Raw genomic sequence first — 25,678 nt, 5'->3', positions numbered from 1 at the left:
CATGTGTGGAATCGTTGGAATCCTCGGCAAGGAACCCGTTGCGGAAAACATTGTGGAAGCGCTGCGCCGCCTCGAATACCGCGGCTATGATTCAGCAGGGGTGGCAACGCTCACCCCCAACGGCATCGAGCGCCGCCGCGCCGTTGGAAAGCTCAAGAACCTGGCGGGCCTTCTGGCGCGGGAGCCCCTTGGCGGAACCTCAGGCATCGGCCACACCCGCTGGGCAACCCATGGCGGCGTCACCGAGGCCAACGCCCACCCGCATGCCGTGGGCAATGTCGTCGTCGTCCACAACGGCATCATCGAAAACTTCCGTACACTGAAGGATGAGCTGGTGGCGGACGGCGCCGTCTTCACCACCCAGACGGATACGGAAGTGGTGGCCCAGCTGCTCTCGCGCGAACTGAAGCGCGGCAGCACTCCGCGTGACGCGGTGCGCGACGTGCTGGGCAGGCTCCACGGCGCCTTCGCGCTCGCGATCCTGTTCAAGGGTGAAGAGGATCTCATGATCGGCGCGCGCAATGGCCCGCCACTTGCCGTGGGCCACGGCGATGGCGAAATGTTCCTGGGCAGCGATGCGATTGCGCTCTCCCCCTTCACCAACCGCATCACCTATCTGGAAGATGGTGACTGGGTGGTCCTCACCCACCGCTCGTTGGAGGTGCTGGATGGCGAGGGGCGGCCCGTCTCGCGTCCCATGAGCTTCAGCCAGGCCTCCACCATGCTGGTGGACAAGGGCAACCACCGCCACTTCATGGCGAAGGAAATTGAGGAGCAGCCCGAAGTCATCGGCCACACGCTCGCGGAATATGTGGATTTCGCCGAGCAGACCGTGCGTGTGCCGGGGGACCTGCCGTTTGATTTCGCCACGCTGGACCGGATCACCATCACCGCCTGCGGCACCGCATCCTACGCAGGTCTCACTGCCAAATACTGGTTCGAGCGCGTGGCCAGGCTTCCCACGGAAGTCGATATCGCCTCCGAGTTCCGCTACCGAGAGGCGCCGCTGCCGAAGCACGGCCTTGCCATCGTCGTCTCACAATCGGGCGAAACGGCGGATACGCTCGCGGCCCTTCGTTACTGTAAGCAGCAGGGCCAGCACACGCTCGCCATTGTCAATGTGCCGGAATCGACCATTGCGCGCGAAAGCGAAGTCGTGTTCCGCACCTATGCCGGGCCTGAAATCGGTGTCGCCTCCACCAAGGCCTTCACCTGCCAGCTGACGGCACTTGCCTGCCTTGCCATACTCGCAGGCAAGCTGCGCGGAACCATCACGCCGGAGCAGGAGCGGGAACTGGTCGGCGCCCTCATCATGGCGCCCCGCCAAATGACGGAAATCCTGAAGGACGAAAAGCACATCGCCGCCGTGGCGCGCGAAGTTGCCAATGCGCGGGACGTGCTGTTCCTGGGGCGTGGCCTTAACTATCCGATTGCCCTTGAAGGCGCATTGAAGCTGAAGGAAGTTTCCTACATCCACGCCGAAGGCTATGCGGCCGGCGAATTGAAACACGGCCCCATTGCGCTGATTGACGAGAACGTGCCGGTGATCGTCATCGCCCCTCACGATGAGCTTTATGAAAAGACCATCTCCAACATGGAGGAGGTGGCCGCGCGCGGCGGCAAGATCATTCTGCTCACGGACGATCACGGCGTGAAGGACAATGAGCACAGGGCCTTCTTGACGATCTGCGTGCCCAAAGCCAATCCCTTCGTGAGCCCGCTGCTCTATGCCGTGCCCGTGCAGCTTCTGGCCTATCATGCCGCGGTGTTCATGGGCACGGATGTGGACCAGCCGCGAAACCTGGCGAAATCCGTTACGGTGGAGTAACGGCGTCCTGCTTCTTCAGCAACAGGAAGAAGACGAGCGTTCCAACCAGCATCGCCGCCGCAAGGAAAAATGCGGCCCCGGTGGACGTCACCGTGGCGCCGGGCGACAGGAACAGGCCGAACACCTGGGTGAAGATCACCGTTCCGAGCAGCATGCCGATGCTTTGCAAGCTGGCAATGCCGCCCTGGATTTCGCCCTGCGCATCCTCCGGTGCGGCGTGGGACATCATGGCCGTGAGGGCAGGGTGCACGAAGCCTTCGGGCGCGTGGATCACGATCAGGATCAGCACCACCCAGAGCCCGGGCGCCAGGCCATAGCCCACGGCGGCCACAACCGCCATCACAAGGCCGAACACCGCCGTGTTGCGCTCACCCAGCCACTTGACGATTGGCCCCGTAAGCCCGCCCTGCACCACCGCCGTAACAAGGCCGAAAGCCGCGAGCGTCAGGCCCACGGTCGCCTCCGTCCACCCGAAGGCAGCGATGCCCCAGAAGGCCCAGATGGCGGGGTAGACGGCCGTTGCGAAGAAATAGAGAAACATGATGGCGCTCAACGGCACCACGCCCCGGTATTGCGCGAACACTTTGAGCGCGCCCACGGGGTTCGAACGGGCGAGTGAGAAGCCGCGCCGGTTCTCGGGCGCCAGCGTTTCTGGCAGCACGAACCAGCCATAGACGAAATTGAGGATGGAGAGTCCTGCCGCCACGAAGAACGGCACGCGCGGCCCGAATTCGCCCAGCAAGCCGCCAATCGCGGGCCCAATCACGAAGCCGAGCCCGAAGGCAGCGCCCATCAACCCGAAGACCTTGGCCCGCTCTGCTGGCGGCGTGATATCGGCCAGGAAGGCGTTGGCCGTTGTATAGGAAGCACCGCATATGCCGGCGAAGATCCGCCCCACGAACAGCCACATCATGCTCGGCGCAAAGCCGGTGAGCAGATAGTCGACGGCCAGTCCGAAGACGGAGAGCAGCAGCACCGGCCGTCTTCCGAACGCGTCTGAAAGATTGCCAATGGCGGGTCCGAACAGAAACTGCATGCCCCCATATGCGAAGAACAGCCATCCGCCCCAGATCGAGGCCCCCGCCAGATTGCTGCCGCTCACCTGCTCGATCAGGCGCGGCAGCACCGGCATGACGAGGCCAAAGCCCACCATGTCGATGAACACGGTGATGAACACGAACACAACTGCAAATCGTCCCGGCCGGCGCGCCATGGTTTTCTCCATCGGGGCCGAGCCTCATAGCGGAGTTCGAAGCGTGTCGCCAGAGCAGGGCGTGGAAAGTGCCATCATCAGGAGAAACCCTTCTCCCGTCCGCAGGATGGGAGAAGGTGCCCGAAGGGCGGATGAGGGCCTCTCACCGCGAGTCGAGAGTCTACCTGATCAAACCGCCGCGCCTTCCTCCGGCGCATGCGGCGGCGTCTTCTCATCGGGTTTCGTCCCCTTCACCTTCTCGCGTGTCCACTGGAACACGACATAGAGAAGCGGGATCAGGAAGATGCCGAGGATGGCGGCGGCCAGCATGCCGCCGAACACCGTGGTGCCCACGCCGCGGCGGCTCAGCATGCCCGCACCTTGCGCCACCACCAGCGGAATGAGGCCGGCGATGAAGGCGAAGCTCGTCATCATCACGGCGCGGAAGCGTTCGCGTGCGCCCGTCGCCGCCGCCTCCTGGATGGATTGTCCCTTGCGTCTCGCCTCCATCGCGAACTCCACGATCAGAATGCCGTTCTTGGCTGCAAGTGCGATCAGCACCACAAGCCCGATCTGGGCATAGAGATTGTTGGGCAATCCGGTGAGCTTCAGTGCCAGCATTGAGCCCATGACGCCCGCGGTGACGGAGAGCAGCACGGCGATGGGAATGCTCCAGCTTTCATATAGCCCCACGAGGAAGAGATAAGCGAACAACACCGCAAGCCCCAGGATCATGGTGGTCTTGCCGCTCGCTTCCTTTTCCTGAAGGGCCGTGCCGGTCCATTCATAGCCATAGCCCTGCGGCAGGCTTGCTCTTGCCACCTCTTCCATTGCGGCAATCGCCTCGCCAGAACTATGCCCGGGGGATGGGCTGCCGTTGATCGTGGCACTGCGCACATTGTTGAAGCGCGTGATGGACTGTGGCCCCAGGATCAGCCTTGCATCGGCAAAGGCCCGCATGGAGACCATCTGGCCTTTGTTGTTGCGCACGAAGATATTGTAGATGTCGTCAATGCGCGCGCGGTCCGCGGCCTCGCCTTGAACCATCACCTGCCAGGTGCGGCCATAGAGGTTGAAATCATTGACATAGGATCCGCCCAGCACCGCCTGCAGCGTGCTGAACACATCGGCCAAGTCAATTCCCAGCGTCTGAACCTTGTCACGGTCAATATCGAGGAACAGCTGCGGCGTGTTGGCCGCGAAGGTGGTGAACATGCGGGCAAGGGCCGGGTTCTGGTTCGCCGCGAAGATCAGCCCGCGCGCCACCGCCGCCAAGTCCTGCGGTGGAGAGCCGCCAAAATCCTGCAGCTGGAATTCGAAGCCCGATCCGGTGCCGAGCCCGATGATGGGCGGCAGATTGTAGAAGATGACATTGGCCCGCTTCACCTGCTGGCCCATTGCCGTCAGCTTGGGGATCAGCCCATAGACCGAGAGTTCCCGCGTGGTGCGCTGGGCGAAGGGGTCAAGCGTCAGCACCATAAGAGCTGCATTTGATTTCACCTGCCCGTCGAGCATGCTGTAGCCGACGACGGTCATCACGCCTGCAACGCCTGGCGTCTTCTTCGCCATGTCGGCCACCTGGGCAGCCACCTCGCTCGTCACATTGACGGAGGAGCCTTCCGGCAGCACCACTTCGCCGAAGATGGCGCCCTGGTCTTCCGGCGGAAGAAATCCGCTCGGCGTCGTCTTGAACAGATAGCCCGTCACCGGGAAGATCACGGCCAAGGCGATGATGCCCACCACCGCCATGCGCACCAGGCGCTTGACGATTGCGGCATAGCCATCGCGCGCCATGTCGATGCCGCCCATGATCTGCCGCATCGGAAAGCGCTTGGGCCCATGGCTGTTCTTCAGCAGCACGCCGCACAGTGCTGGCGAGAGCGTCAGCGCGTTGAGGGCCGAAATGAACATCGACACGGTCACGACCACGGCGAACTGCTTGAACAGCTCTCCCGAAATGCCGGGAATGAAGGCAACCGGCACGAACACGGACATCAGCACCAGCGTGATGGCAATGATGGGCGCCGTGATCTCGCCCATGGCAAGCCTCGCCGCCTCCTTGGGCGTCAGGTTGGGGTCATGCTCCATCTTGGCTTCGACCGCCTCGACCACCACAATCGCATCATCGACCACGATGCCGATGGCCAGCACCAGCGCCAGCAGGGAGACTGTGTTGGCGGAAAATCCAAGCGCCATCATCACCGCGAAGGTGCCGATGAGGGAAACGGGAACGGCAATCAGCGGAATGATGGTGGCCCGCACGGATCCTAAGAACAGGAACACGACGATCACCACGAGGATGAACGCCTCGAACAGCGTCTTGGCGACTTCGTGGATACTCTCTTCCACGAACTTCGTCGTGTCATAGGTGATCTCGTAACCCATGCCGCTCGGGAAGCCGGCCTTGGCCTCCTCGAGGATGTGGCGGACCGCCTCCGCACTGGCAATGGCATTGCCGCCCGGCGCCTGGTAGATACCCACGACGGCAGCAGGAAGCCCGCCAAAGCGGCCTTGCGTTTCCAGAAGCCTGGCACCCAGTTCGATCCGCGCCACATCCTTCAGCCGCACGAAGGAGCCGCCCTCGGTGGCGCGCACCACTACATTGCCGAATTCCTCCGGTGTGCTGAGCCGCCCCTGCGCCTGGATGGAGAGCTGGAACGCCTGGTCGGGCAGGGCCGGCTGCGAGCCGATGCGGCCGATCGCGGCCTGCACATTCTGCTTCTTCAGCGCATTGATGATGTCTGACGGCGTCATCTCGAAATCGACCAGGCGCTGCGGGTCAATCCAGATCCGCATGCTGTAGTCGGTGGGGGTAAGCAGGCTCACGTCGCCCACGCCCGGTACGCGCTTCAGCCGGTCCAGCAGATTGATCGTCACATAGTTGGAGAGGAAGAGCTGGTCATGCTCCTTCGCGGTCGAGGTGAAAGCGATCAGCTGCAGAATGGCGGATGATTTCTTCATCACGCTCACGCCCTGCGTGCGCACCTCCTGCGGCAGCTGCGCTTCCGCCAGCTTCACGCGGTTCTGCACATTCACCGTGTTGAGATCAGGGTCAGTGCCCACGGCGAAGGTAATGGTCAGCGTATAGCTGCCGTCATTGCCGCTGGTCGACTTCATGTAGAGCATGTTGTCGACGCCGACGACGCGGGATTCGATGGGCTGGCCCACCGTGGATTCAACCACCTGCGCGCTGGCGCCGGAATAGCTTGCGGTCACCGAAACCTGCGGCGGCACAATGTCCGGGAATTGCGCCACCGGGATCTGCCGCATCGCCACGAGGCCTGCGATGGTGATGACGAGCGAAATGACGACGGCCAGTCGCGGCCGGTCGATGAAAATGGAAGAGAACATGATCAGGCCTCCGGCTTGATCAGTGTCGCCTCGACGGTCTGGCCGGGCCTCACCTTCTGCACGCCTTCGACGACAACAAGATCGCCCGCTGAAAGTCCCTTGCCGATGGCAATGTTGTTTCCATCCTGGCGCACCAGCTCCACGCGGCGCACCTCGATCTTGTTCTCAGCGCTCACGATCAGCACGAAGGAGCCTGACTGGTCGATCTGCACGGCGTTGACCGGAACCACCAGCATGGGCTCGGCCTTGTCCGCCTCCACGACGGCGGTCACCAGCTGCCCGTCAACCAGCATGCCCTGCGGGTTGGGGAAGATGGCCCGCACATTGACGGCATCGGTGCCGGTGTTCACCGCCACATCGAGGAAGTCCACCTTGCCGGGCTCCGCATAGCGCTTGCCTTTGCCGAATTCGACATAGACCGTCCGGTCGGCCGCCGTGGCATCGGCCCCCATCTTCTCGCGCAGCGCCAGGATGTCGCGCTGGCCCACGGGGAAGGTCACGCCGATCGGGTTCTGCTGCACGATGGTTGCGAGCGTACCGCTGTTGGGGCTCACGAAGCTTCCGACAGACAGGAGAGACTTGCCGATGCGCCCATCGATGGGCGCACGGATTTCCGTGTAGGACAGCTGCAGCTTCGCCTGGTCCAGTTCGGCAATGAGCTTGTCGAGATTGCCCTTGGCCTCATCACGCGACGCTTTGGCGTCGTCCAGCTTCGTCTGGGCGGAGGCTTCCTTGATCACCAGGGTGGTCTGCCGCTTCAGTTCGATTTCAGTGCGGTCGAAGCGGGCGCGTGCGGTGGCAACTGAAGCCTCGGCCGCTGCAACCTTTGCCTCATAGGGCGCCTTTTCGATCACGTAGAGCAGGTCGCCGGTCTTGACGGTCGCACCTTCGGCGAAATTCTGCTTGTCGAGATAGCCCTCGATGCGGGCGCGGAGATCGACCTTGTGCAGCGCCTCGACGCGCGCGCTGAAGCTGACGGAGGCACGCAGGTCCTGCAGTTCGGCCTTGACCACGCTGACCGCGGGAGGAGGGGCAGGTGCTGCAACCGGCTGGACGGCCTCGTCACAGCCCCCCAGAAGCGGGGCCAGGATGAGCGCCAACGCCATCATAACGGCTCTTGCTGCAATCTTCATGATCCGTCCCCCACCCTTCGAATCGACCTCAACCTGATTAAGCCCGACTGCACGCAAAAGGAAGCGCGTGATTGCGGTTTCCTAGCAGAGTGTAGGAAAAAAGTCAAGAGAATTTCGGTCTAATCCTAGTGGCGGGCAGCCGTCAGTGCTGCTGCATGTCCCGCGGCCGGTAGGATTTCCGGCGGTTGTCATAGCCTTCGAAATAATCATGCACCTGGGGGTGGCGCACCGGCTCGCCTGAATCGTCCACCAGCAGGTTCTGCTCGGAGACATAGGCCACATATTCGGTTTCATCGTTCTCGGCCAGCAGGTGGTAGAAGGGCTGGTCCTTGCGCGGGCGGATTTCCTCGGGGATCGAATTCCACCATTCATCCGTGTTGTTGAACACGGGGTCGACGTCGATGATCACGCCACGGAAAGAGAACAACCGGTGGCGCACAACCTGACCGATCCCGAACTTCGCTGTCAACGCGCTGCGCATTACCCTTGATTGCCAAGGTGTAGCGCGGAAGGCAAGGGTCTTGGGCCTCCATGCACAATTTGGCGGGGGAGTGTGTCAGGCAAGCAGCACTGGGGGCTCTGGGGCAGGGGCCCGCATAACGCGCGGAAGGCCGCCTGAGGGCGCAAGGCCATATGTCATCACCGCGCGGCGCAGGGGGCCGAATTGCGCCAGAAGCGCCATGCCCGCCGCCCGGCCCGTCTCGAGCGCCAGAAAGCCTGACAGCAGCGAGCGGTTCATCATGTCGATGACCTGCTGGCGCGGCTGAACATCCCGCCGCCGCAGCGCGTCATAGCGGTTCAGAATGTCAGCGTTTCCGGGGTCTGCCTCGCCCTCCATCAAGTCAGCGGCCTGTGCCGCATCGCGGAGGGACATGTTGAGTCCCTGGGCACCGATTGGCGGCACCACATGGGCGGCTTCCCCGATGAGGATGATGCGGTTCTTCGCGAAATCCCGCGCCACCAGCCCCTGCATCGGAAACAGGCGGCGGGGCCCCAGATTTGAGATCCGGCCGAGTTCCCCGTGGGTTCCGATCTGGATTTCGGCGCCGAGCTCCTGGTCGCTCAATGCCATCAGCTCGGCCGCGCGCGCCGGGCGCTCCATCCAGACCAGGGATGAGCGGTCCCCCGGCATCGGCACTGTGGTGAAGGGGCCGGCCCCCTTGTGATATTCGGTCGAGATCCCGTCATGTGTACCTGTATGATCGAAGCTCGTCACCAGGGCGGACTGGTCATAGGACCAGCGGTTGGTGCGGATCCCCGCCGCATCCCGCAGCAGTGAGTTGCGCCCGTCGGCTGCCAGCGCCACCTGCGCTTCGATCCGCTGGCCAGCCGCCGTCGTCACGCTCACGCCATCAGAAGAGCTCTGTGCAGTGGCGGCATCGGCACCCGTCATCTGGACGCCCAGTTCGGCCGCACGCTGGGACAGGGCGGGGATGAGCAGCCCCAGCGGAAAATTCCAGCCGAAGGCATCTTCGCCAAGTTCTGCCGGGTCAAAGGTGATGGTGGGCGCCTTGAACAGTGAGCCCGTGTCATCCACCAGCCTCAGTTTGCGCAAGGGCTGGGTTTCCGCCTTCAGCTGTCCGGGCCAGAGGCCCAGATGCATCAGCAGGCGGATCGACGGCTGCATCAGCGCCACGGTGCGGGGGTCGCTTTGATCGCCCGGCGTTCGCGCCACCAGCGCCACGCGCCGGCCGTCCAGTGCAAGAAGGCAGGCAGCGGCAAGGCCCGCGGGGCCCGCCCCCGTCACGATCACATCAAAATCGCTCATGACCCGGAAACTGGACTCCGCGCGCCGTCCTTGCAAGGTCTCTCTTGGCCGCAGTCACTTCTGCGTGAGGGCGGTCTTCACCATGCTCTCCCGGCCGGAGAACGCCGCGTGCCAGTGACCGAGCTTCGGGTGGCCATTCCGCCAGTGAAGATCCGGCAGGCGGAAATCCATATAGGACAGGGCCACGGCCACAGCGATGGAGCCCGCATTGACCTCGGAGAGAAGCTCCATCCAGCTCGATTCAAGCTCGTCGAAGGCGGCGTGCTGCCGGTCCATGGTGCGGCTGATCCAATCTTCCCACTGCAGGCCCTTGGGGCGCGCGGCGGTTTCATAGCGATAGGCCACGGCGGCATCGGCCATGCCCTGGCCCAAGGCCTGCAGCGTCAGCACCCGGAAGCGTTTCACGCCATCATCGGGGATCAGGGTCGAATTCCCCGCCACATGGCAGAGATATTCGATGATCACGCGGGAATCGTAAATTCCATGGTGATGGTCAGTTTCGAGGACAGGAATCTTGCCGATGGGCGAGAGGCTGCTGAGCTTCGCATTCACTTCGGTAGGCTTCACCGCCTCCACCACATGCTCGATCCGTGTGCCCAGACCCACTTCATGGGCGGTGACGATGGTCATGCGGACGAAGGGCGAAATCATGTCGCCGTAGATTTTCATGGGGGCAGCACTCCTTGGCTTGGAGCGGAGAGGTTAGGACAAGCGCGGCACTGTTCCAAGGGCAATGCCGCACGAGGCCCGCCAGAGCATCCTCAATATTTTCGCAGAAGCCCGATCAGCCGGCCCTGAACGCGCACGCGATCAGGCCCGCCAGAGCATCCTCAATATTTTCGCAGAAGCCCGATCAGCCGGCCCTGAACGCGCACGCGATCAGGCCCGAAGATGCGCGTTTCATAGGAGGGATTGGCAGCCTCGAGGGCAACCGAGTCGCCCTTGCGGCGCAGGCGCTTCAGGGTCGCCTCTTCATCATCGACGAGAGCCACGATGATATCGCCATTGTGCGCCGTATCGCCCTTGCGGATGATGACCGTGTCGCCGTCGAAAATGCCGGCCTCGATCATCGAGTCGCCCTTGACCTCCAGCGCGAAATGTTCCCCGTCCGTGAGCATTTCCGGTGGAACGGTGATGTTGGCGGTATGATCCTGGATGGCGGAGATGGGAACACCTGCCGCGATCCGGCCCATGAGCGGAACAACGGCTGCCCGCGGCGCGCCGTCCGTTGTGGCGTTGACCGGTTTGACGCGGCCGAGATTGCCCTGGATGACATTGGGCGTGAAGCCCGGGGCCTTCTTCGGCGTGAGGCTTGGCGAATGGCTCTCAGGCAGTTTCAGCACCTCGAGGGCGCGGGCCCGGTTCGGCATGCGCCGCAGGAAGCCACGCTCCTCAAGCGCCACGATCAGGCGGTGCACGCCCGATTTGGACTGCAGGTTCAGCGCTTCCTTCATCTCTTCGAAGGAAGGAGGCACGCCTTCCTCCTTCAGGCGTTCATTGATGAACAGGAGGAGTTCAAGTTGCTTCCGCGTCAACATTGGCCGGTTCTCTCGATGTTCGTTGTCCAGAATCGGAACAAATCCAAAACAAAGATATCCGTACCCTTTTAGTTCTGCAACTGTTTACTTTCTGTAACTGTTCAGAAGTCGAGACGTAAGATTTTAACGACGTCACGTGCGCTTGCCGCGGGTGCATGGGGCGGCCTCACGATCAGCGCTTGTGCACTGCGAAAGGTGCGCTGCATCGAAGAATCTTGCTTGTTGAAGGGGGTAACCATGCGGCTGCCGTCGGCATTCTCTTCCACCGTCGCGCGCACATAGTCCTGCCGGTTGTCGTTCTCTTTCATTGACACTCCGAGCCGCGCCTCGACCAAATCGTCGGAGACCGGCAGCCCCAGCAGCGCGTCAATCAGGGGCTTGAGGAACAACCGGGCACAGACCAGGGCCGACACGGGATTGCCGGGGAGCCCCAGCACATGCTGCCCCTTGCGCCTGCCATACATGAAGGGCTTTCCCGGCCGCATGGCGATTTTCCAGAAGTCGATGGCAACGCCGGAATTCTTCAACGCCTCCTGCACGTAATCATGGTCCCCCACTGAGGCGCCGCCGGTGGTGAGCAGGATATCGGCCGATGAGGCGCGCGCAATCGCCCGCTCCGTGGCCTTGAGGCTGTCTTTCACAATCCCGAAGTTGATGACCTCGGCACCCAGATGCGCGGCCATGGCGGCAAGCGCATGGCTGTTCGACGAGACGATCTGATCAGGCCCGGGGCTGCCCCCCGGAAGCACCAGCTCATCCCCCGTGGCAATCAGCGCCACGCGCGGGCGGCGGCGCACGGCAAGCTCTGCGGCATTGGCGGCGGCGGCGAGGCCAATGTCGCGCGCCGTGAGCCTAAGACCCGGCTCGAGCAGCACCTCGCCCTTCCTGAAATCGAGACCCGCGAAGCGCACGTTCTGTTCAGGCCTCACCGGCTGCTGAATGGTGACGAGGCCCCTTTCCGTCACCTCCGCATTCTCCTGGATGACCACGGCATCGGCACCCTTGGGCACGGGCGCCCCTGTGAAGATGCGCACGCAGTGCCCGCGCTTCACCTTGCCGGCAAATCCATGGCCCGCGGCGGACACGCCATCAACGGTGAGGCGGGCAGGGACCTCCGCCACATCGGCTGAGATCACGGCATAGCCGTCCATGGCGGAGGAATCGAAGGGCGGCTGATTTCGGGTGGCCTTGACGGGTTTTGCCAGCACCCGGCCCAGGGCCTTGTCCAGCGCCACCCGTTCAACCGCCACAGGGCGCACAGCCTTCAGAATGCGCGCGCGGGCCTCTTCAACGGGCATCAGGGCCATGGCATTACTCCGCAGTAAAATGTCCGGACTTGCCGCCGGATTTGTCGACCAGCCTGAGATTGGTGATCTTCATGCCGCGATCGACGGCCTTCAGCATGTCATAGAGGGTGAGGGCCGCAACCGAGCAGGCAGTGAGCGCCTCCATCTCCACGCCCGTCTTGCCCTCGACCTTGACGGTCGCGGTCACCTCAATGGTGCTGGCGGCAACATCCGGCGCGAACGCGACGGAAACCTTGGAGATCATCAGCGGGTGGCACAGCGGGATCAGCTCATGGGTCTTCTTCGCGGCCATGATGCCGGCGATCCGCGCCGTGGCGATCACGTCACCCTTCTTGGCCTTGCCTTCGAGAATGAGGGCCAGCGTCTCTGCCTCCATCTCAACAACGGCCTTGGCAGTGGCGGAGCGGCTGGTCACATGCTTCTCGGAAACATCCACCATATGGGCGTTTCCTTCGGCGTCGAGATGGGTCAGGCGGCTCATGGCTTGGTCAGGATAGCACGGGTTGCCTTCGCCACATCCTCCTGCCGCATCAGGCTTTCGCCGATGAGAAAGCTGTTGACGCCAAGTGTGGCGAGCCGCGCCAGGTCAGACGGCGTGAACAGGCCGCTTTCCCCCACCACCATCCGTCCAGCGGGGATCAGCGGCGCCAGGCGCTCGGTGGTCTCGAGCGAGGTGTTGAACGTGTGGAGATCGCGATTGTTGACGCCGATCATCCGTGAACGGAGCTTCAGGGCGCGCGCCAGTTCAGCCTCGTCATGAACCTCGATCAGCACATCGAGGCCCCAGTCTTCGGCGGCTGCTTCGAGTTCGGCTGCAAGCGCATCATCGATCATCGCCATGATCAGCAGGATGCAGTCTCCACCCCAGGCGCGGGCCTCGGCCACCTGCCAGGTATCGAGCATGAAATCCTTGCGGAGCGCCGGAAGGCCGCAGGCCGCCCGCGCCGCGGTGAGGAATTCGGGCGCCCCCTGAAAGGAGGGCGCATCGGTGAGCACGGAAAGGCAGGCAGCACCCCCTGCCTCATAGGCGAGGGCAAGGGATGGCGGGTCGAAATCGGCGCGGATAAGCCCCTTGGAAGGGCTGGCCTTCTTGATCTCCGCGATGAGCCCCCACTGGCCCTGCGCCCGCTTGGCATCGAGCGCCTTGGCGAAGCCGCGCACCGGCGGTGCGGCCTTGGCGCGGGCCTCGAGTTCGGAGCGCGGCAGGGCCTGTTTGGCCCTGGCCACCTCCTCGCGCTTATAGGCGGCGATCTTGTCCAGAATGGTGGCCATCAGCCGTTTGAAACCTCCACGAGGGCGGCCAGTGCCTGTTCGGCGCGCCCGCTGTCGATTGCCTGCTGCGCGTCGGCCACACCCTGCGCAAGGTCCATTGCCTTGCCGGCCACGATCAGCGCCGCTGCCGCCGTCATCACGGCGGCATCGCGGAAGGCAGAGGGCTTGCCCGCCAGCACATGGCGCAGCGCATCCGCATTCTGCGCCGCATCGCCGCCTTTCAGATCCTCAATGGATGAGCGCTTGAGCCCAGCGGCTTCGGGCGTCACTTCGAAGCTGGTGATCTTTCCGTCCTTCAATTCCGAAATCCAGGTGGTACCGGTGGGCACGATCTCGTCCATGCCGCCTTCGCCATGGCAGATCCAGCAGGCCTCGCTGCCGAGATTCTGCAGAACCCGGGCGAGGGGCTCCACCCACTGTTTCGAGAAGACGCCCGTCACCTGGCGCTTGGCGCCCGCCGGGTTGGAAAGGGGCCCGAGGAGATTGTAGATCGTCCGCGTGCCGAGTTCCACGCGGGATGGGCCGACATGCTTCATCGATGAATGGTGAGACGGCGCGAACATGAAGCCCACACCCGCCCCCGTGATGCAGGCCGAGATCACCTCAGGCGGAATATCGATCTTGACGCCCAGCGCCATCAGCACATCGGCCGCGCCTGAGCGCGAGGAAAGTGCCCGGTTGCCGTGCTTCGCGACCTTCAAACCCGAACCTGCCGCCACGAAGGCCGCACAGGTTGAGATATTGTAAGACCCAGATGCATCCCCGCCGGTGCCCACGATGTCGATCACGCCGGCTGGCGCCTCCACCGGCAGCATCTTCTCGCGCATGATCTCGACGGCGCCGGTGATCTCATCCACCGTTTCGCCACGCACGCGGAGCGCCATCAGGAAGCCGCCGATCTGGGAGGGTGTGGCCTCGCCAGACATCATCACATTGAAGGCCTCGCGCGCTTCGGCCCGGGTGAGGGGCGTTCCAGCGGCGGCCTTGGCGATCAAGGGTTTCAGATCGGCCATCAGCGTGCCCTCGCCAGCGTGAGGAAGTTCTTCAGAATCTGATGGCCATGCTCGGAAGCGATGCTTTCCGGGTGGAACTGCACGCCATGCACATTCCGCGTCTTGTGCTGCAGGCCCATGATCAGGCCATCGGCTTCCGCGGTGACTTCAAGGCAGTCCGGCAGGCTCTCCCGCTCCACGATTAGCGAGTGATAGCGCGTTGCGGTGAAGTCCTGCGGCAGGCCATCGAAGACGCCTTTCCCCGTGTGGTGGATGGGGCTTGTCTTGCCATGCATCTGGGCCGGCGCGCGGATCACCTTGCCGCCGAAGCTCTGCCCCATGGACTGAAGTCCGAGGCAGACGCCGAAGATGGGAATCGTCTCGGAGGCCTTCTCGATCAGCTCCAGGCAGATTCCCGCTTCATTGGGCGTGGCGGGGCCGGGCGAAATGACAATCGCCTCGGGCCTGGCAGAGATCACCTGGCCCACGCTGATCTTGTCATTCCGGTGAACCACGGTTTCGGCGCCAATGTCACCCAGGAAATGATAGAGATTGTAAGTAAAGCTATCGTAATTATCGATAAGGATAATCATTGCGCCCTCCCGGCCCGGCCGGCAAAGCGCACGGCTTCCTCGGCCGCGCGGAACAGCGCCTTGGCCTTGGTCACGCATTCCTGGTGCTCGGCCTCCGGCACACTGTCCGCCACCACGCCCGCACCGGCCTGCACATACATCTTGCCGTCCTTCACGATGGCGGTGCGCAGAACGATGCAGGTGTCCATCTCGCCATCGGCTGAGAAATAGCCAACGCAACCGGCATAGACGCCGCGCTTGTTCTTCTCGAAATCATCGATGATCTGCATGGCCCGCACCTTTGGCGCACCGGAAACCGTGCCCGCGGGAAAGCCCGCGACGAGGGCATCAATCGCATCAAACTTGTTCGAGAGCCTGCCCTCGACGTTGGACACGATGTGCATCACCTGGCTGTAATATTCGAGGACGAACTTGTCCGTCACCTTGATCGAGCCGATATCGGCCACGCGGCCCACGTCATTGCGGCCCAGATCCAGCAGCATCAGATGCTCGGCGCGCTCCTTGGGGTCGGCCAGCAATTCTTCCGCCAGCGCACGGTCTTCTGCAGGCGTGGCGCCGCGGCGCCGGGTGCCGGCGAGCGGCCTGATGGAAACCTTCCCATCCCGAACGCGCACCAGAATCTCCGGGCTCGATCCGATCACCGAGAAGCGGTCGAAATCGAGATAATAGAGAAAGGGTGAAGGGTTCACCCGCCTGAGTGAGCGGTAAAGCGCAAAGGGCGGCAGCGTGAACTCGGTTTCGAAGCGCTGCGACAGCACCACCTGGAAAATGTCACCCGCCGCAATCAGCTCCTTCGCCCTGAGCACCATGTCCTTGTAGTCTTCGGGCGAGGTGTTGGAGCGCGGGGTGCCGATCGCCGCTGCATCGACGTCCGCCAGGGCGAGGTGATCGAGCGGGCGGTCCAGCGCGTCCACGATCTCGCCGATCCGCTCGCTTGCGCGTGCAAAGGCGGCCTTTGCGGAAACGCCCGGATCGGGATAGACGGGGGAGGTGACGGTCACCTCGTCCTTCACGCTGTCGAAAATTGCCATGATGGTGGGGCGGATCAGCACCGCATCGGGAAGCCCCAGCGTATCGGGGTTGGGCGGCCCCAGATCCTCCATCAGCCGCACCATGTCATAGCCCATATAGCCGAAGACGCCGGCGGCCATGGGTGGTGCATCCTCGGCGAGCTTGATCCGGCTTTCGGCCAGCAGCGCGCGAAGAGCCTGGAGCGGGTGGAGGTCGATCGCATCGAAAGGGCCGTCGGGATCAAGTCCCGCCTTGCGGTTGATCGAGGCCTTGCCGTTCTCCACCTTCCAGATCAGGTCCGGGTTGAGCCCGATGATGGAATAGCGGCCGCGCACGGCGCCGCCTTCAACTGATTCCAGGAGAAAGGAATAGCGTGCGTTGCGGGCGAGTTTCAGCTTGGCGGAAACAGGCGTTTCGAGGTCGGCTACAAGCCTGGTCGATACGATTTGCGGCTCGCCCCGCTCATAGGCGCGGGCGAAGCTCTCTTGGTCGGGCGTGATGATCATCTCTATGTTCCGGCGAATAGGTCACGGGGGGAGTATCAGTTCGTTTGTTGTCCCGCGATGTTTCGCCAGAGGCCTTCGTTGATGCTGACGCCGGCTTGGGTCTGGAGTGCCGTGAGATAGGCAGTGAGAACCGCATCCGAAATCTGCGGCTTCAGTTTTTCCGCGATGCTCTTGGCATCCGGGGAATTGGGGTCGAAGGCCGGCAGCATGACGGGTTCGGACTGCATCACCCGCGCGCCGCGCCCATCGGGCTCGGCCGCATAAGCAAAGCCGTTCTCCGGCACGGCGAACAGCGCGCGCACGGCTGCATTGCCGAAGCTGGCGCCGGTTTCGGTGCGGCGCAGTCCTTGCGCCGTCTGAATCTGGGCCTTGGCTTCCGCTGCGAGGTCTTCGAGCTTGGCACCCGTCCGGGCGCGCTCGACGAGCTTCTTGGCTTTCTCCTCCGACAAGGCCTTGACCTTATCGGCGATGACGGCGGCCTTCGCCTGGTCCTTCACCTGGTCCAGGGGCTTCAGTGCGGCAGGCACCACTTCGCGCACTTCATACCACACGTAACCATTGTCGAGCGAGATCGCGTCATTCTCAACGCCCACGTCGCTGTTGAAGGCGGCCTTCAACACGTCGTCCTTGTGCGGAAGGTCGACGTCCTTGCCCGCCTTGTCCTTGCCCTGCGCATCGATGGCGGGAATAAGGGTGAAGGGAACACCGGCCTTGGACGCAATGTCCTCGAACTTGGTCTGCGCTGCCCGGTCATCCTCGATCGCGTCATAGATCGACTGGATCTCTTCGCCCGCCCGCTCGAGCTTCAGGCGCTCGGTCAGCTGCGGTTTGACGTCATCGAGGCTCTGCTGGTTCTCGGGCGTCACCGACACGACTTTGACGAGTGCCGTCGACAGCGCCCCCTTGATCGGGTCACTCACAGCGCCCACGGCCAAGCTGAAGGCGGCATCGGCCACGGCAGGGTCGATGAAATCGGACTTGGTCTTATCCGCAAAGGTCACGTCCGCTTCGGTGAAGCCGCGCTCCTTGGCAACAGCCATGAAGTCAGCACCGCCTGCGATCTTCTGCTTGGCGGCATCGGCATCCGCGGCGCTGGGGAAGGTGATCTGCAGAATGGTGCGCTTCTCCGGCGTGAAATACTCGCTCTTGTACTTGGCGTAGCCGTCGGTGATGTCCTGGTCCGTCAGGCTGATCTTGGCCGCGACGTCGGAGGGCTCCACCTTGATGATGGCGACGGAGCGGTATTCGGGGGCCGTGTAGGCGGCGGGGTTCGCCTCATATTCCTTGGCGATCTCGCCGTCGGTCGGCGCCGCGACCTCGCTGTCGGCCGTCGTCACGACGAAATAGCGGGCATCGCGCTGCTCACTGTCATAGCGGTACTGCGCTTCGAGCATGCCGTTGTTGATGGGGATGTTTTCACCCGCCGTCGCAGTCAGCGCCTGGCGCAGCATGCGCTGGCGTTCCTCGGCGAAGAAGGAGGCCTCGCTCATGCCGTTCTGGGAGAGGAGCTGCTTGAAGCGGTCGGCATCGAACTTGCCGGCGGCATCCTGAAAGGCCGAATTTCCCATCACGTCATGGGCGAGGAACGTGTCGGACACGCCGAGCTTCAGGTTCCGCGCCTCATTGTCCAGTGCAGCGGTCTGCAGCAGATTGTTGAGAACGCCCTGGTCAATTCCCAGCCCGCGCGCCTGCTCAGGGGTTATCGACTGGCCCGTTTGGCGGCTCAGATTCTGCAGGTAGGACTGGAAGGCCTCATTGAACTGGTTGACGGTGATCTCCTGCTTGCCGACCGTCGCCAGGTCCGTGGCGCTGCCGAAGCGGAACACGTCTGCAATGCCCCATACGCCGAAGCTCACGGCCAGCATGCCGATCAGGAGCTTCGCCACCCAGCTCTTGGCGGCGGCGCGCATGGTGTCCATCATTTCGGATCGTCCCTTTCAGAATCTCAAAATCAAAGGCCCTCTTGCGGGCGCGGCGCACTATAGGTAGCCGCTCAACCCCTCGCAAGGGCGGGATGCGTCTGCTAAGAGGCTGTTTCGCAAGGACCTCGAAGCAGAGAGCAGGGAAAAATGGCAAGTGAAGGGCCGCGGCCGCTGGTCGCCGGGAACTGGAAGATGAACGGCGGCGTCGCCATGCTGAAGGAGCCGCGCCTCCTCGCGGCCATGCTGAAGGACGTGAAGCTGAAGGCCGAGGTCATGGTCTGCCCGCCCGCCGTCATCCTGCGCCGGGTCAAATCCGTGCTGAAGGGCTCGAAGATCAAGCTGGGCGGCCAGGATTGCCACGCCGCCGCCTCCGGCGCCCACACCGGAGATATTTCGGCCGAAATGTTGAAGGAAGCGGGCTGCACGGCCGTGATCGTGGGCCATTCCGAGCGCCGTACCAACCACCAGGAAACCGATGAAACGGTGCTCAACAAAGCCAAGGCCGCCCAGCGCGCCGGCCTCACCGCGATCATCTGCATCGGCGAAACGCTGGAGGAGCGGAAGGGCGGTAAGACGCTGGACGTGGTGGCAAGCCAGCTCAAGGGCTCGCTTCCGCCCGGCTCCACAGCTGCCAACACGGTGATCGCCTATGAGCCGGTCTGGGCCATCGGCACCGGCCTTACGCCGACGACGGCGGAAGTGGCGGAAGTCCACAGCCTGATCCGCAAGGAGCTGGAAGGGCTGATGGCGGGGGAGGGCAAGGGTGTCCGCATTCTCTATGGAGGCTCGGTGAAGCCCGCAAACGCGGCCGAACTCATGAGCCAGCCCAATGTGAATGGCGCACTGGTCGGTGGCGCCAGCCTCAAGGCGTCAGATTTCCTCGGTATCATAAAGGTTTATGCCTGATGAGCGAAATCCCGACCCTCACCAAGCGCCGTCTCCAGGCACAGGTGATCGGCCCCATCTTCGCGGAAATGGTGGCCCAGATCGGCGAAGAGAAGGCGAGCGCCATTCTCGACGCCGCGATTCGCAAGGCGGCCATCGCCGAAGGGAAATACTTTGCCGAAAGGGAAGGGGGCCAGACCTCCATGTCCTCCTTCGTCAAGCTGTATGAGCTCTGGACGGCCGATGGCGCCCTGGAAATGAAGGTTCTGCGGGCCGATGAGGAGGCCTTCGACTTCGACATCACCCGCTGCCGCTATGCCGAAACCTACAAGGAGATGGGCCTTGGCAAGGTTGGCCACCTCCTTTCCTGCAACCGTGACGGCACGTTCTGTGAAGGCTACGACCCGGCAATCACGCTGGAGCGGAAGCAGACCATCATGGAAGGTGCGCCCTGCTGCACCTTCAGATACCGCTACGCCGCCAAGGGCTGAGCCAAACCGCAAGCCCCGCCTTGCCCCGCATGGTTGCTTTCCCCATATGAAGCGGGTAAAGCCAGCCCGCAATTCGATCGGAAAGTCCCGGAACGCCATGGAAACCGTCATTCTCGTCATTCATCTCATCATCGCCGTGTCGCTCATCGCCGTGGTGATGCTGCAGCGTTCTGAAGGCGGTGCTCTCGGAATTGGCGGCGGCGGGGGCGGATCTGGCAATCTCTTCACTGCCCGCGGCGTGGGCAATGCGCTGACCAGGACCACGGCGTATCTCGCCGTTGGCTTCTTCTGCACGTCGATTGCCCTGACGGTCATCGCCACGCACAGAGGGTCGGGCTCTGTCATTGACACTGTAACGCCTCCTGCCACGTCCGGTAGCCAGACGTCCCCGGCGCAGGGTACTTCGGGCGGAGACAGCTCCGTGCTGCCGAAGCTCGCCCCCGCTGTGCCGGCCCAGCCTCAGGTTCCGGTCTCACCGTAAGTTCGCGTCCTGCGAGTTATCCACAAAGCCCGGAAACCCCGTTTCCGGGCTTTCAAACGTGTTTTGAAGCAGATAGGGTGAAGTTCCATGGCGCGATACATCTTCATTACTGGCGGCGTGGTTTCCTCTCTCGGCAAGGGTCTGGCATCGGCAGCACTGGGTGCGCTGCTGCAGGCGCGTGGCTTCTCGGTGAGGCTCAGGAAGCTCGATCCCTATCTGAACGTCGATCCGGGCACCATGAGCCCATATCAGCACGGCGAAGTCTTCGTGACTGATGACGGGGCCGAGACCGACCTCGACCTCGGCCATTATGAGCGCTTCACCGGCCGCCACGCCAACAAGCAGGACAACATCACCACCGGCCGCATCTATCAGGAAATCATCGCCAAGGAGCGGCGCGGCGATTTCCTGGGCGGCACGGTGCAGGTGATTCCCCATGTGACGGATGCCATCAAGGATTTCATCCGCTCCGGAAACGACGGCTATGATTTCGTGCTGGTGGAGATCGGCGGCACGGTGGGTGACATTGAAGGCCTGCCCTTCTTCGAGGCCATCCGCCAGTTCGGCCAGGAGCAGCCGCGGGGTGACTGCCTCTATATCCATCTGACACTTCTGCCCTATATCCCGACCGCGGGAGAGCTCAAGACCAAGCCCACGCAGCATTCGGTGAAGGAGCTGCGCTCGATCGGCATCCAGCCCGATATCCTGCTGTGCCGCGCGGACCGCGAAATCCCCGTGAACGAGCGCCGCAAGATTGCGCTGTTCTGCAATGTGAGGCCCTCCGCCGTGATCCAGGCGCTGGACGTGACCTCGATTTATGATGTGCCGCGCGCCTACCACCTTGAAGGCCTGGACAGGGAAGTCCTCGAGATTTTCGGCTTCAAGGATGTGAAGGAGCCGGATCTCTCGCGCTGGACCGACATCATGCAGCGCATCACCCAGCCCGAGGGCGTGGTGAATATTGCGGTGGTCGGCAAATACACGGGCCTGCTTGATGCCTATAAATCGCTTCAGGAAGCCCTCGTCCATGGCGGCATTGCCAACCGGGTGAAGGTGAAGCTGGATTGGATCGAGTCGGAGGTCTTCGAGAAGGAAGATCCAGCCCCCTATCTCGATGGCGTGCATGGCATTCTGGTGCCCGGCGGCTTCGGTGAGCGCGGCTCCGAGGGGAAGATCAAGGCTGCAACCTTCGCCCGCATCCGCAAGGTGCCTTATTTCGGCATCTGCTTCGGCATGCAGATGGCCTGCATTGAGGCAGCGCGCTCCCTCTGCGGCATCGGCAATGCAAGCTCCACCGAATTCGGCGAGACCAGTGAGCCCGTGGTCGGCACGATGACGGAGTGGATGAAGGGCAATGAGCTCGAAATTCGCAAGCAGGGCGGTGACCTGGGGGGCACCATGCGCCTTGGGGCATATGATTCGGAGTTGAAGCCGGGCAGCAAGATTGCTGGTATCTATGGCGCCACCCATATTTCAGAGCGCCACCGCCACCGCTACGAGGTGAACACCCATTACCGGGAGCAACTCGAGAAGGCGGGTCTCGCCTTCTCCGGCATGTCGCCCGATGGCTTGCTGCCCGAAACGGTGGAATATCCCGATCACCCATGGTTCATCGGCGTGCAATATCACCCCGAGCTCAAGTCAAAGCCGTTCGATCCGCATCCGCTGTTCAAATCCTTCATCGCCGCGGCCATTGAACAAAGCCGGCTGGTGTAAGCCATGCGCGCAGTCAGAATAGCACTTGCGGCTCTCATTGCGCTTCATATTGCAATTACTGCAGCATTTGCGTTCGACCAGGCAATACTGGGGGAGAGCGACCGGGCGCTGGCGAAGTACCGTGCAGACCTCGATGCGGCAACGCAGGTTCTGCGCCGGCCGGACTTAAGCGATCAGGATCTCCTCAATCTCAAGGCCGATCTCGAAAAGATCCGCACCTCCTCGGCGGAACGCTCCATCCGCGTCATGGCCCCGCTCGCGGAAGTCACCCAGCAGCTCAACTCACTGGGCCCACCACCCGCCGACGGCAAGAATGAGGACCCGGCCGCCGCCAAAACCCGCGCCGAGCTCACGGCAACGCGGGACCGGCTGCAAAGTCTCAAATCCCAGTTCGACCTGACGGCGCTGGGTGCAGAGCAGGGGTCGAGCGCGGCCTCCACATTGCAGCGCGACCAGTTCTTCGCACGCATCTTTGATCGCAGCCGCTCGATCCTCAATCCCGATCTCTGGTATGACGCCGGGCTCGGCATCACCATGCTGATGAGCCGGCTGTCGCTGCTGCTTGGCACCTGGTGGTCACAGGTGAGCGCGACGGCCAATCCGCTGGGCCTGCTGCTCGTGCCGCTGATCGCCATGATCGGCATCATCGGCTACGGAATTCTGCACCGCAGCGTCGGCAACTGGCTCACGCGCTATTCCAGCCGCGCCCGCCCCATTGATGACATGACGCGCCTGTGGATCATCCTCCGGGCGCTGATCGTCACCTTCGCAGCACTGCTGATCCTGTTCATTCCCATCCGGTTCTCGCTGGAGGCCAGCGGTTATTTCAGTGACGATACGCCGCGCATCGTGATGCTGTGGGATTCGCTGCGCGATTTTGCTTTCGCCACCCTGTTCTATTACGTGCTGGGCCGCAGGCTGGCAGCCCCGGGCCGCCCGGACATCCGCGTCGTTGACATGGACGACGATGCGGCGGTGAAATTCACCTGGCTCGTCGGCCTCACGGCGTTCGTTGCATCCTTCAACACGCAATTGGGCAGGATTTCGGAAGGGCTCTTCCTCAATCTGAGCTACACGCTCGGCCAATCCGCCCTTGGCGCCCTGATCCTGCTGAGCCTCACCGCCGCAACCTTGCTGGTGCTGCGCAATCAGGACGGCTTGCCCAACCCCGGCGGCCGGCGCCTCTATTTCCGTTGGGCCTCGAGGCTCGTGCCCTTCGCTTGGCTCCTGATCTTCATCGGCTTCGGGGCTCTGCTGCTCGGCAATCTTGCGCTGGCTGACTACATTGCCCACCAGATCGTGCGCACCAGCATGGTGCTGGTGGTGGTGTTCCTCATCTACCATCTGCTCGATGCAACCGTCGCCGCAAGCTTCGATCCGCAATCGAGCTTCGGTATTTTCCTGAGGCGCGTCACCGGCCTCGGTGAGCGGGCAATCGAGCGGATGGGCCTGATCTTCCGCACCGTGGTCGATCTCATTCTGGTAGTTGCCGGAATTCCGCTGCTTCTGCTGCTCTGGACGCTGACCTGGGTTGACCTCCGCGGCCTGGTCAACACGTTGGCCCTGGGGATCAAGATCGGCGACATCACCATTCTTCCCGGCACCATTGCCGTGATGGCGATGATTTTGATTGTGGGCGTTCTGGCCACCAAGCTGTTCAACAGCTGGCTTGACCGCCGCATCCTCTCCGACACGCGCATCAACAGGGGCGTTCAGGACTCGATCATCAAGGGGTCGAGCTATGCCGGCTATCTGCTGGCCGCGGTGTTTGCGCTCACCGCGGCGGGGGTGGATTTCTCCAGCCTGGCGCTGATCGCAGGTGCTCTGGGCCTTGGTATCGGCCTGGGCCTGCAGCCGATCATCAACAATTTCGTCTCGGGCCTGATCCTCCTCGCGGAACGGCCGATCCGCGTGGGAGACTGGGTTTCCCTTCCGGAAGGGGAAGGCATCGTCCGCCGCATCAATGTGCGTTCGACGGAAATCGAAACCTTCGATGCCTGCTCCATCATCCTGCCCAATTCCGCGCTCGTCAGCGAGCCGGTGAAGAACTGGACCCACAATGATGACATGGGCCGCTTCACCATCGCGCTCACCGTCGACTATGAAAGCGATGCCGAGGTTGTCCGCACCCTGCTGCTGGAAACGGCCCGCGCCCACCCCAAGGTGCTCACCCACCCGGCACCCGCCGTGGTGTTCGCCCATTTCGGCAAGAGCGGACTCGATTTTGAGTTGCGGGCCTTCGTCTCTGACGTGCTGCAGGGCTCCCAGGTTGCGAGTGACATCCGCTTCAGCCTGTTGAAGCAGCTGCGCGAAAAGGACGTTAGCATCGCCCAGCCCGTTGCGGTATTCCAGGCCGCGAAACCATAGGACCGGCATGGACGAGAATTCCGGGAAGCCCGCCCCCGCACAGAGCGGCCTCGAATATCTGAAGCACCTCATCAATGATTGGCATGGCTCTGCCATGGCCGAGACGATGAACATGCGCCTGATTGCGGCGGAGGAGGGGACGGCGACTTTCGAAGCCTTCCCGTCTCCCAAATTCTACAATCCGCAAATGCGCATCCACGGCGGCTATGCCGCAACGCTTCTCGATTCCGCCCTGGGCTGCGCCGTGCAGACCAGGCTTCCGGCCGGCATCGGCTATGGCACGATCGAACTGAAGGTCAACTACGTCCGCAAACTTCATGCCGATGTGGGCCGTTTGCTGTGCATCGGAACCGTGCTTCACGCCGGCCGCACCATGTTCACCGCGGAAGCAAAGCTGGTTGATGAACAAGGCAAACTCTACGCCCATGGCTCGGGCACATTTCTGGTGTATCCCACATGACGACGAACAAGACTGTGTCCGCGGGCTCCGTCCGCTTCGGCAATGCACTGCCGCTCTCCCTCATTGCCGGCCCCTGCCAGATGGAAAGCCGGGACCATGCCTTCATGATGGCGGGCAGGCTCAAGGAGATTTGTGACCGGCTTGGAATGGGCCTCGTCTACAAATCGAGCTTCGACAAGGCGAACCGCACCAGCCTGACGGGCCGCCGCGGCATGGGACTGGAAAAATCGCTCGCCGTCTTCGCGGACATCAAGCGTGAGTTGGGCCTTCCCGTGTTGACGGATGTTCACGAGAACGGCCAGTGCGCGGAGGTCGCAACCGTGGCGGATGTCCTGCAGATCCCCGCCTTCCTCTGCCGCCAGACCGATCTTCTGATTGCGGCGGCGAAGACGGGCCGTGTAGTCAATGTCAAGAAGGGCCAGTTCCTGGCACCCTGGGACATGAAGAATGTGCTGGCCAAACTCGTGGACAGCGGCAACCCCAATGTGCTGCTGACCGAGCGCGGCGCCTCCTTCGGCTACAACACGCTCGTCTCAGACATGCGGGCCCTTCCCATCATGGCGGAGACCGGCGCGCCGGTGATCTTCGATGCCACCCATTCGGTGCAGCAGCCGGGAGGCCAGGGCGCCTCCTCAGGTGGCGACCGCCGCATGGTGCCGGTGCTCGCCCGCGCCGCCGTGGCGGTGGGGGTTGCGGGTGTCTTCATCGAAACCCACGAGGACCCCGACAACGCGCCTTCCGACGGCCCCAACATGGTGCCGCTGGACCAGCTGGAGGAACTGCTGCGGACGCTCATGGCGCTGGATGCTGTGGCGAAGGGGCAGGCGGCCTAGAACCCGCTCTTTGCCGCCTTGCAAACGGCCCG

General features: G+C 62.9%; 22 protein-coding genes. 8 read left to right on the top strand and 14 right to left on the bottom strand.

Going from position 1 to position 25,678, the window contains the following annotated elements; all coding sequences use genetic code 11:
- Nucleotide 1 precedes the first annotated feature (1 nt).
- On the top strand, nucleotides 2-1,828 hold the full coding sequence (gene glmS / locus ACO06F_RS02150) for a glutamine--fructose-6-phosphate transaminase (isomerizing) (RefSeq protein WP_421695059.1): 1,827 nt from the start codon (nucleotides 2-4) through the stop codon (nucleotides 1,826-1,828).
- Here the strand turns inward: glmS and ACO06F_RS02145 are convergent.
- The 14 genes from ACO06F_RS02145 to ACO06F_RS02080 form a co-directional block, all read right to left on the bottom strand.
- Complete coding sequence (locus ACO06F_RS02145; protein WP_421695058.1) at nucleotides 1,815-3,041, bottom strand: TCR/Tet family MFS transporter; 1,227 nt, start codon at nucleotides 3,039-3,041, stop codon at nucleotides 1,815-1,817. The genes glmS and ACO06F_RS02145 overlap by 14 nt on opposite strands.
- Nucleotides 3,042-3,209: 168 nt before the next feature.
- Nucleotides 3,210-6,371 carry an efflux RND transporter permease subunit gene (locus tag ACO06F_RS02140; RefSeq protein ID WP_421695057.1) on the bottom strand — a complete coding sequence of 1,054 codons (3,162 nt, stop codon included), beginning with the start codon at nucleotides 6,369-6,371 and terminating at the stop codon, nucleotides 3,210-3,212.
- Between the two features lie 2 nt (nucleotides 6,372-6,373).
- The gene (locus ACO06F_RS02135) at nucleotides 6,374-7,504 is read right to left on the bottom strand and encodes an efflux RND transporter periplasmic adaptor subunit (RefSeq protein ID WP_421695056.1); all 1,131 of its coding nucleotides are present in this window, start codon (nucleotides 7,502-7,504) and stop codon (nucleotides 6,374-6,376) included.
- A gap of 142 nt (nucleotides 7,505-7,646) precedes the next feature.
- Complete coding sequence (hspQ, locus tag ACO06F_RS02130) at nucleotides 7,647-7,985, bottom strand: heat shock protein HspQ (RefSeq protein ID WP_421695055.1); 339 nt, start codon at nucleotides 7,983-7,985, stop codon at nucleotides 7,647-7,649.
- A gap of 75 nt (nucleotides 7,986-8,060) precedes the next feature.
- The gene (locus ACO06F_RS02125; protein ID WP_421695054.1) at nucleotides 8,061-9,272 is read right to left on the bottom strand and encodes an FAD-dependent monooxygenase; all 1,212 of its coding nucleotides are present in this window, start codon (nucleotides 9,270-9,272) and stop codon (nucleotides 8,061-8,063) included.
- Between the two features lie 54 nt (nucleotides 9,273-9,326).
- Nucleotides 9,327-9,941, bottom strand: a complete 615-nt coding sequence (locus ACO06F_RS02120; RefSeq protein ID WP_421695053.1) for a glutathione S-transferase family protein — start codon at nucleotides 9,939-9,941, stop codon at nucleotides 9,327-9,329.
- A 161-nt stretch (nucleotides 9,942-10,102) separates the two neighbouring features.
- Nucleotides 10,103-10,810 (bottom strand): transcriptional repressor LexA, encoded by a 708-nt coding sequence (lexA, locus tag ACO06F_RS02115; protein WP_421695052.1) that lies wholly within the window; start codon nucleotides 10,808-10,810, stop codon nucleotides 10,103-10,105.
- A gap of 101 nt (nucleotides 10,811-10,911) precedes the next feature.
- The gene (glp, locus tag ACO06F_RS02110) at nucleotides 10,912-12,117 is read right to left on the bottom strand and encodes a gephyrin-like molybdotransferase Glp (protein WP_421695051.1); all 1,206 of its coding nucleotides are present in this window, start codon (nucleotides 12,115-12,117) and stop codon (nucleotides 10,912-10,914) included.
- 4 nt (nucleotides 12,118-12,121) lie between these two features.
- Nucleotides 12,122-12,598 (bottom strand): cyclic pyranopterin monophosphate synthase MoaC, encoded by a 477-nt coding sequence (gene moaC / locus ACO06F_RS02105; RefSeq protein ID WP_421695050.1) that lies wholly within the window; start codon nucleotides 12,596-12,598, stop codon nucleotides 12,122-12,124.
- On the bottom strand, nucleotides 12,595-13,389 hold the full coding sequence (gene trpC / locus ACO06F_RS02100; protein WP_421695049.1) for an indole-3-glycerol phosphate synthase TrpC: 795 nt from the start codon (nucleotides 13,387-13,389) through the stop codon (nucleotides 12,595-12,597). The genes moaC and trpC overlap by 4 nt, the downstream gene beginning before the upstream one ends.
- Nucleotides 13,389-14,402, bottom strand: coding sequence for an anthranilate phosphoribosyltransferase (trpD, locus tag ACO06F_RS02095; protein ID WP_421695048.1), 1,014 nt, complete (start codon nucleotides 14,400-14,402; stop codon nucleotides 13,389-13,391). The genes trpC and trpD overlap by 1 nt, the downstream gene beginning before the upstream one ends.
- The gene (locus tag ACO06F_RS02090) at nucleotides 14,402-14,974 is read right to left on the bottom strand and encodes an anthranilate synthase component II (RefSeq protein ID WP_421695047.1); all 573 of its coding nucleotides are present in this window, start codon (nucleotides 14,972-14,974) and stop codon (nucleotides 14,402-14,404) included. The genes trpD and ACO06F_RS02090 overlap by 1 nt, the downstream gene beginning before the upstream one ends.
- Nucleotides 14,971-16,491, bottom strand: coding sequence for an anthranilate synthase component I (gene trpE / locus ACO06F_RS02085; protein ID WP_421695046.1), 1,521 nt, complete (start codon nucleotides 16,489-16,491; stop codon nucleotides 14,971-14,973). The genes ACO06F_RS02090 and trpE overlap by 4 nt, the downstream gene beginning before the upstream one ends.
- Nucleotides 16,492-16,526: 35 nt before the next feature.
- The gene (locus ACO06F_RS02080; RefSeq protein WP_421695045.1) at nucleotides 16,527-18,413 is read right to left on the bottom strand and encodes a SurA N-terminal domain-containing protein; all 1,887 of its coding nucleotides are present in this window, start codon (nucleotides 18,411-18,413) and stop codon (nucleotides 16,527-16,529) included.
- 147 nt (nucleotides 18,414-18,560) lie between these two features.
- On the opposite strand from ACO06F_RS02080, the gene tpiA reads away from it, so the two are divergent.
- The 7 genes from tpiA (at nucleotide 18,561) to kdsA (ending at nucleotide 25,646) form a co-directional block, all read left to right on the top strand.
- On the top strand, nucleotides 18,561-19,319 hold the full coding sequence (gene tpiA / locus ACO06F_RS02075; RefSeq protein ID WP_421695044.1) for a triose-phosphate isomerase: 759 nt from the start codon (nucleotides 18,561-18,563) through the stop codon (nucleotides 19,317-19,319).
- On the top strand, nucleotides 19,319-19,789 hold the full coding sequence (locus tag ACO06F_RS02070; protein ID WP_421695043.1) for an L-2-amino-thiazoline-4-carboxylic acid hydrolase: 471 nt from the start codon (nucleotides 19,319-19,321) through the stop codon (nucleotides 19,787-19,789). The genes tpiA and ACO06F_RS02070 overlap by 1 nt, the downstream gene beginning before the upstream one ends.
- A gap of 46 nt (nucleotides 19,790-19,835) precedes the next feature.
- Nucleotides 19,836-20,270 (top strand): preprotein translocase subunit SecG, encoded by a 435-nt coding sequence (secG, locus tag ACO06F_RS02065; protein ID WP_421695042.1) that lies wholly within the window; start codon nucleotides 19,836-19,838, stop codon nucleotides 20,268-20,270.
- A gap of 87 nt (nucleotides 20,271-20,357) precedes the next feature.
- Entirely contained in the window at nucleotides 20,358-21,986 is a 1,629-nt protein-coding gene (locus ACO06F_RS02060) for a CTP synthase (protein ID WP_421695041.1), read from the top strand.
- 3 nt (nucleotides 21,987-21,989) lie between these two features.
- Entirely contained in the window at nucleotides 21,990-24,353 is a 2,364-nt protein-coding gene (locus tag ACO06F_RS02055) for a DUF3772 domain-containing protein (RefSeq protein ID WP_421695040.1), read from the top strand.
- Nucleotides 24,354-24,360: 7 nt separating this feature from the next.
- The gene (locus ACO06F_RS02050) at nucleotides 24,361-24,813 is read left to right on the top strand and encodes a PaaI family thioesterase (protein WP_421695039.1); all 453 of its coding nucleotides are present in this window, start codon (nucleotides 24,361-24,363) and stop codon (nucleotides 24,811-24,813) included.
- Nucleotides 24,810-25,646: a 3-deoxy-8-phosphooctulonate synthase gene (gene kdsA / locus ACO06F_RS02045; RefSeq protein WP_421695038.1), complete on the top strand. Its 837-nt coding sequence runs from the start codon at nucleotides 24,810-24,812 to the stop codon at nucleotides 25,644-25,646. The genes ACO06F_RS02050 and kdsA overlap by 4 nt, the downstream gene beginning before the upstream one ends.
- Nucleotides 25,647-25,678: the final 32 nt, after the last annotated feature.

Source organism: Aestuariivirga sp., from assembly GCF_965227715.1.
Classification (GTDB): Bacteria; Pseudomonadota; Alphaproteobacteria; order Rhizobiales; family Aestuariivirgaceae; genus Aestuariivirga.
This window is presented reverse-complemented; position numbering and strand designations above follow the sequence as displayed.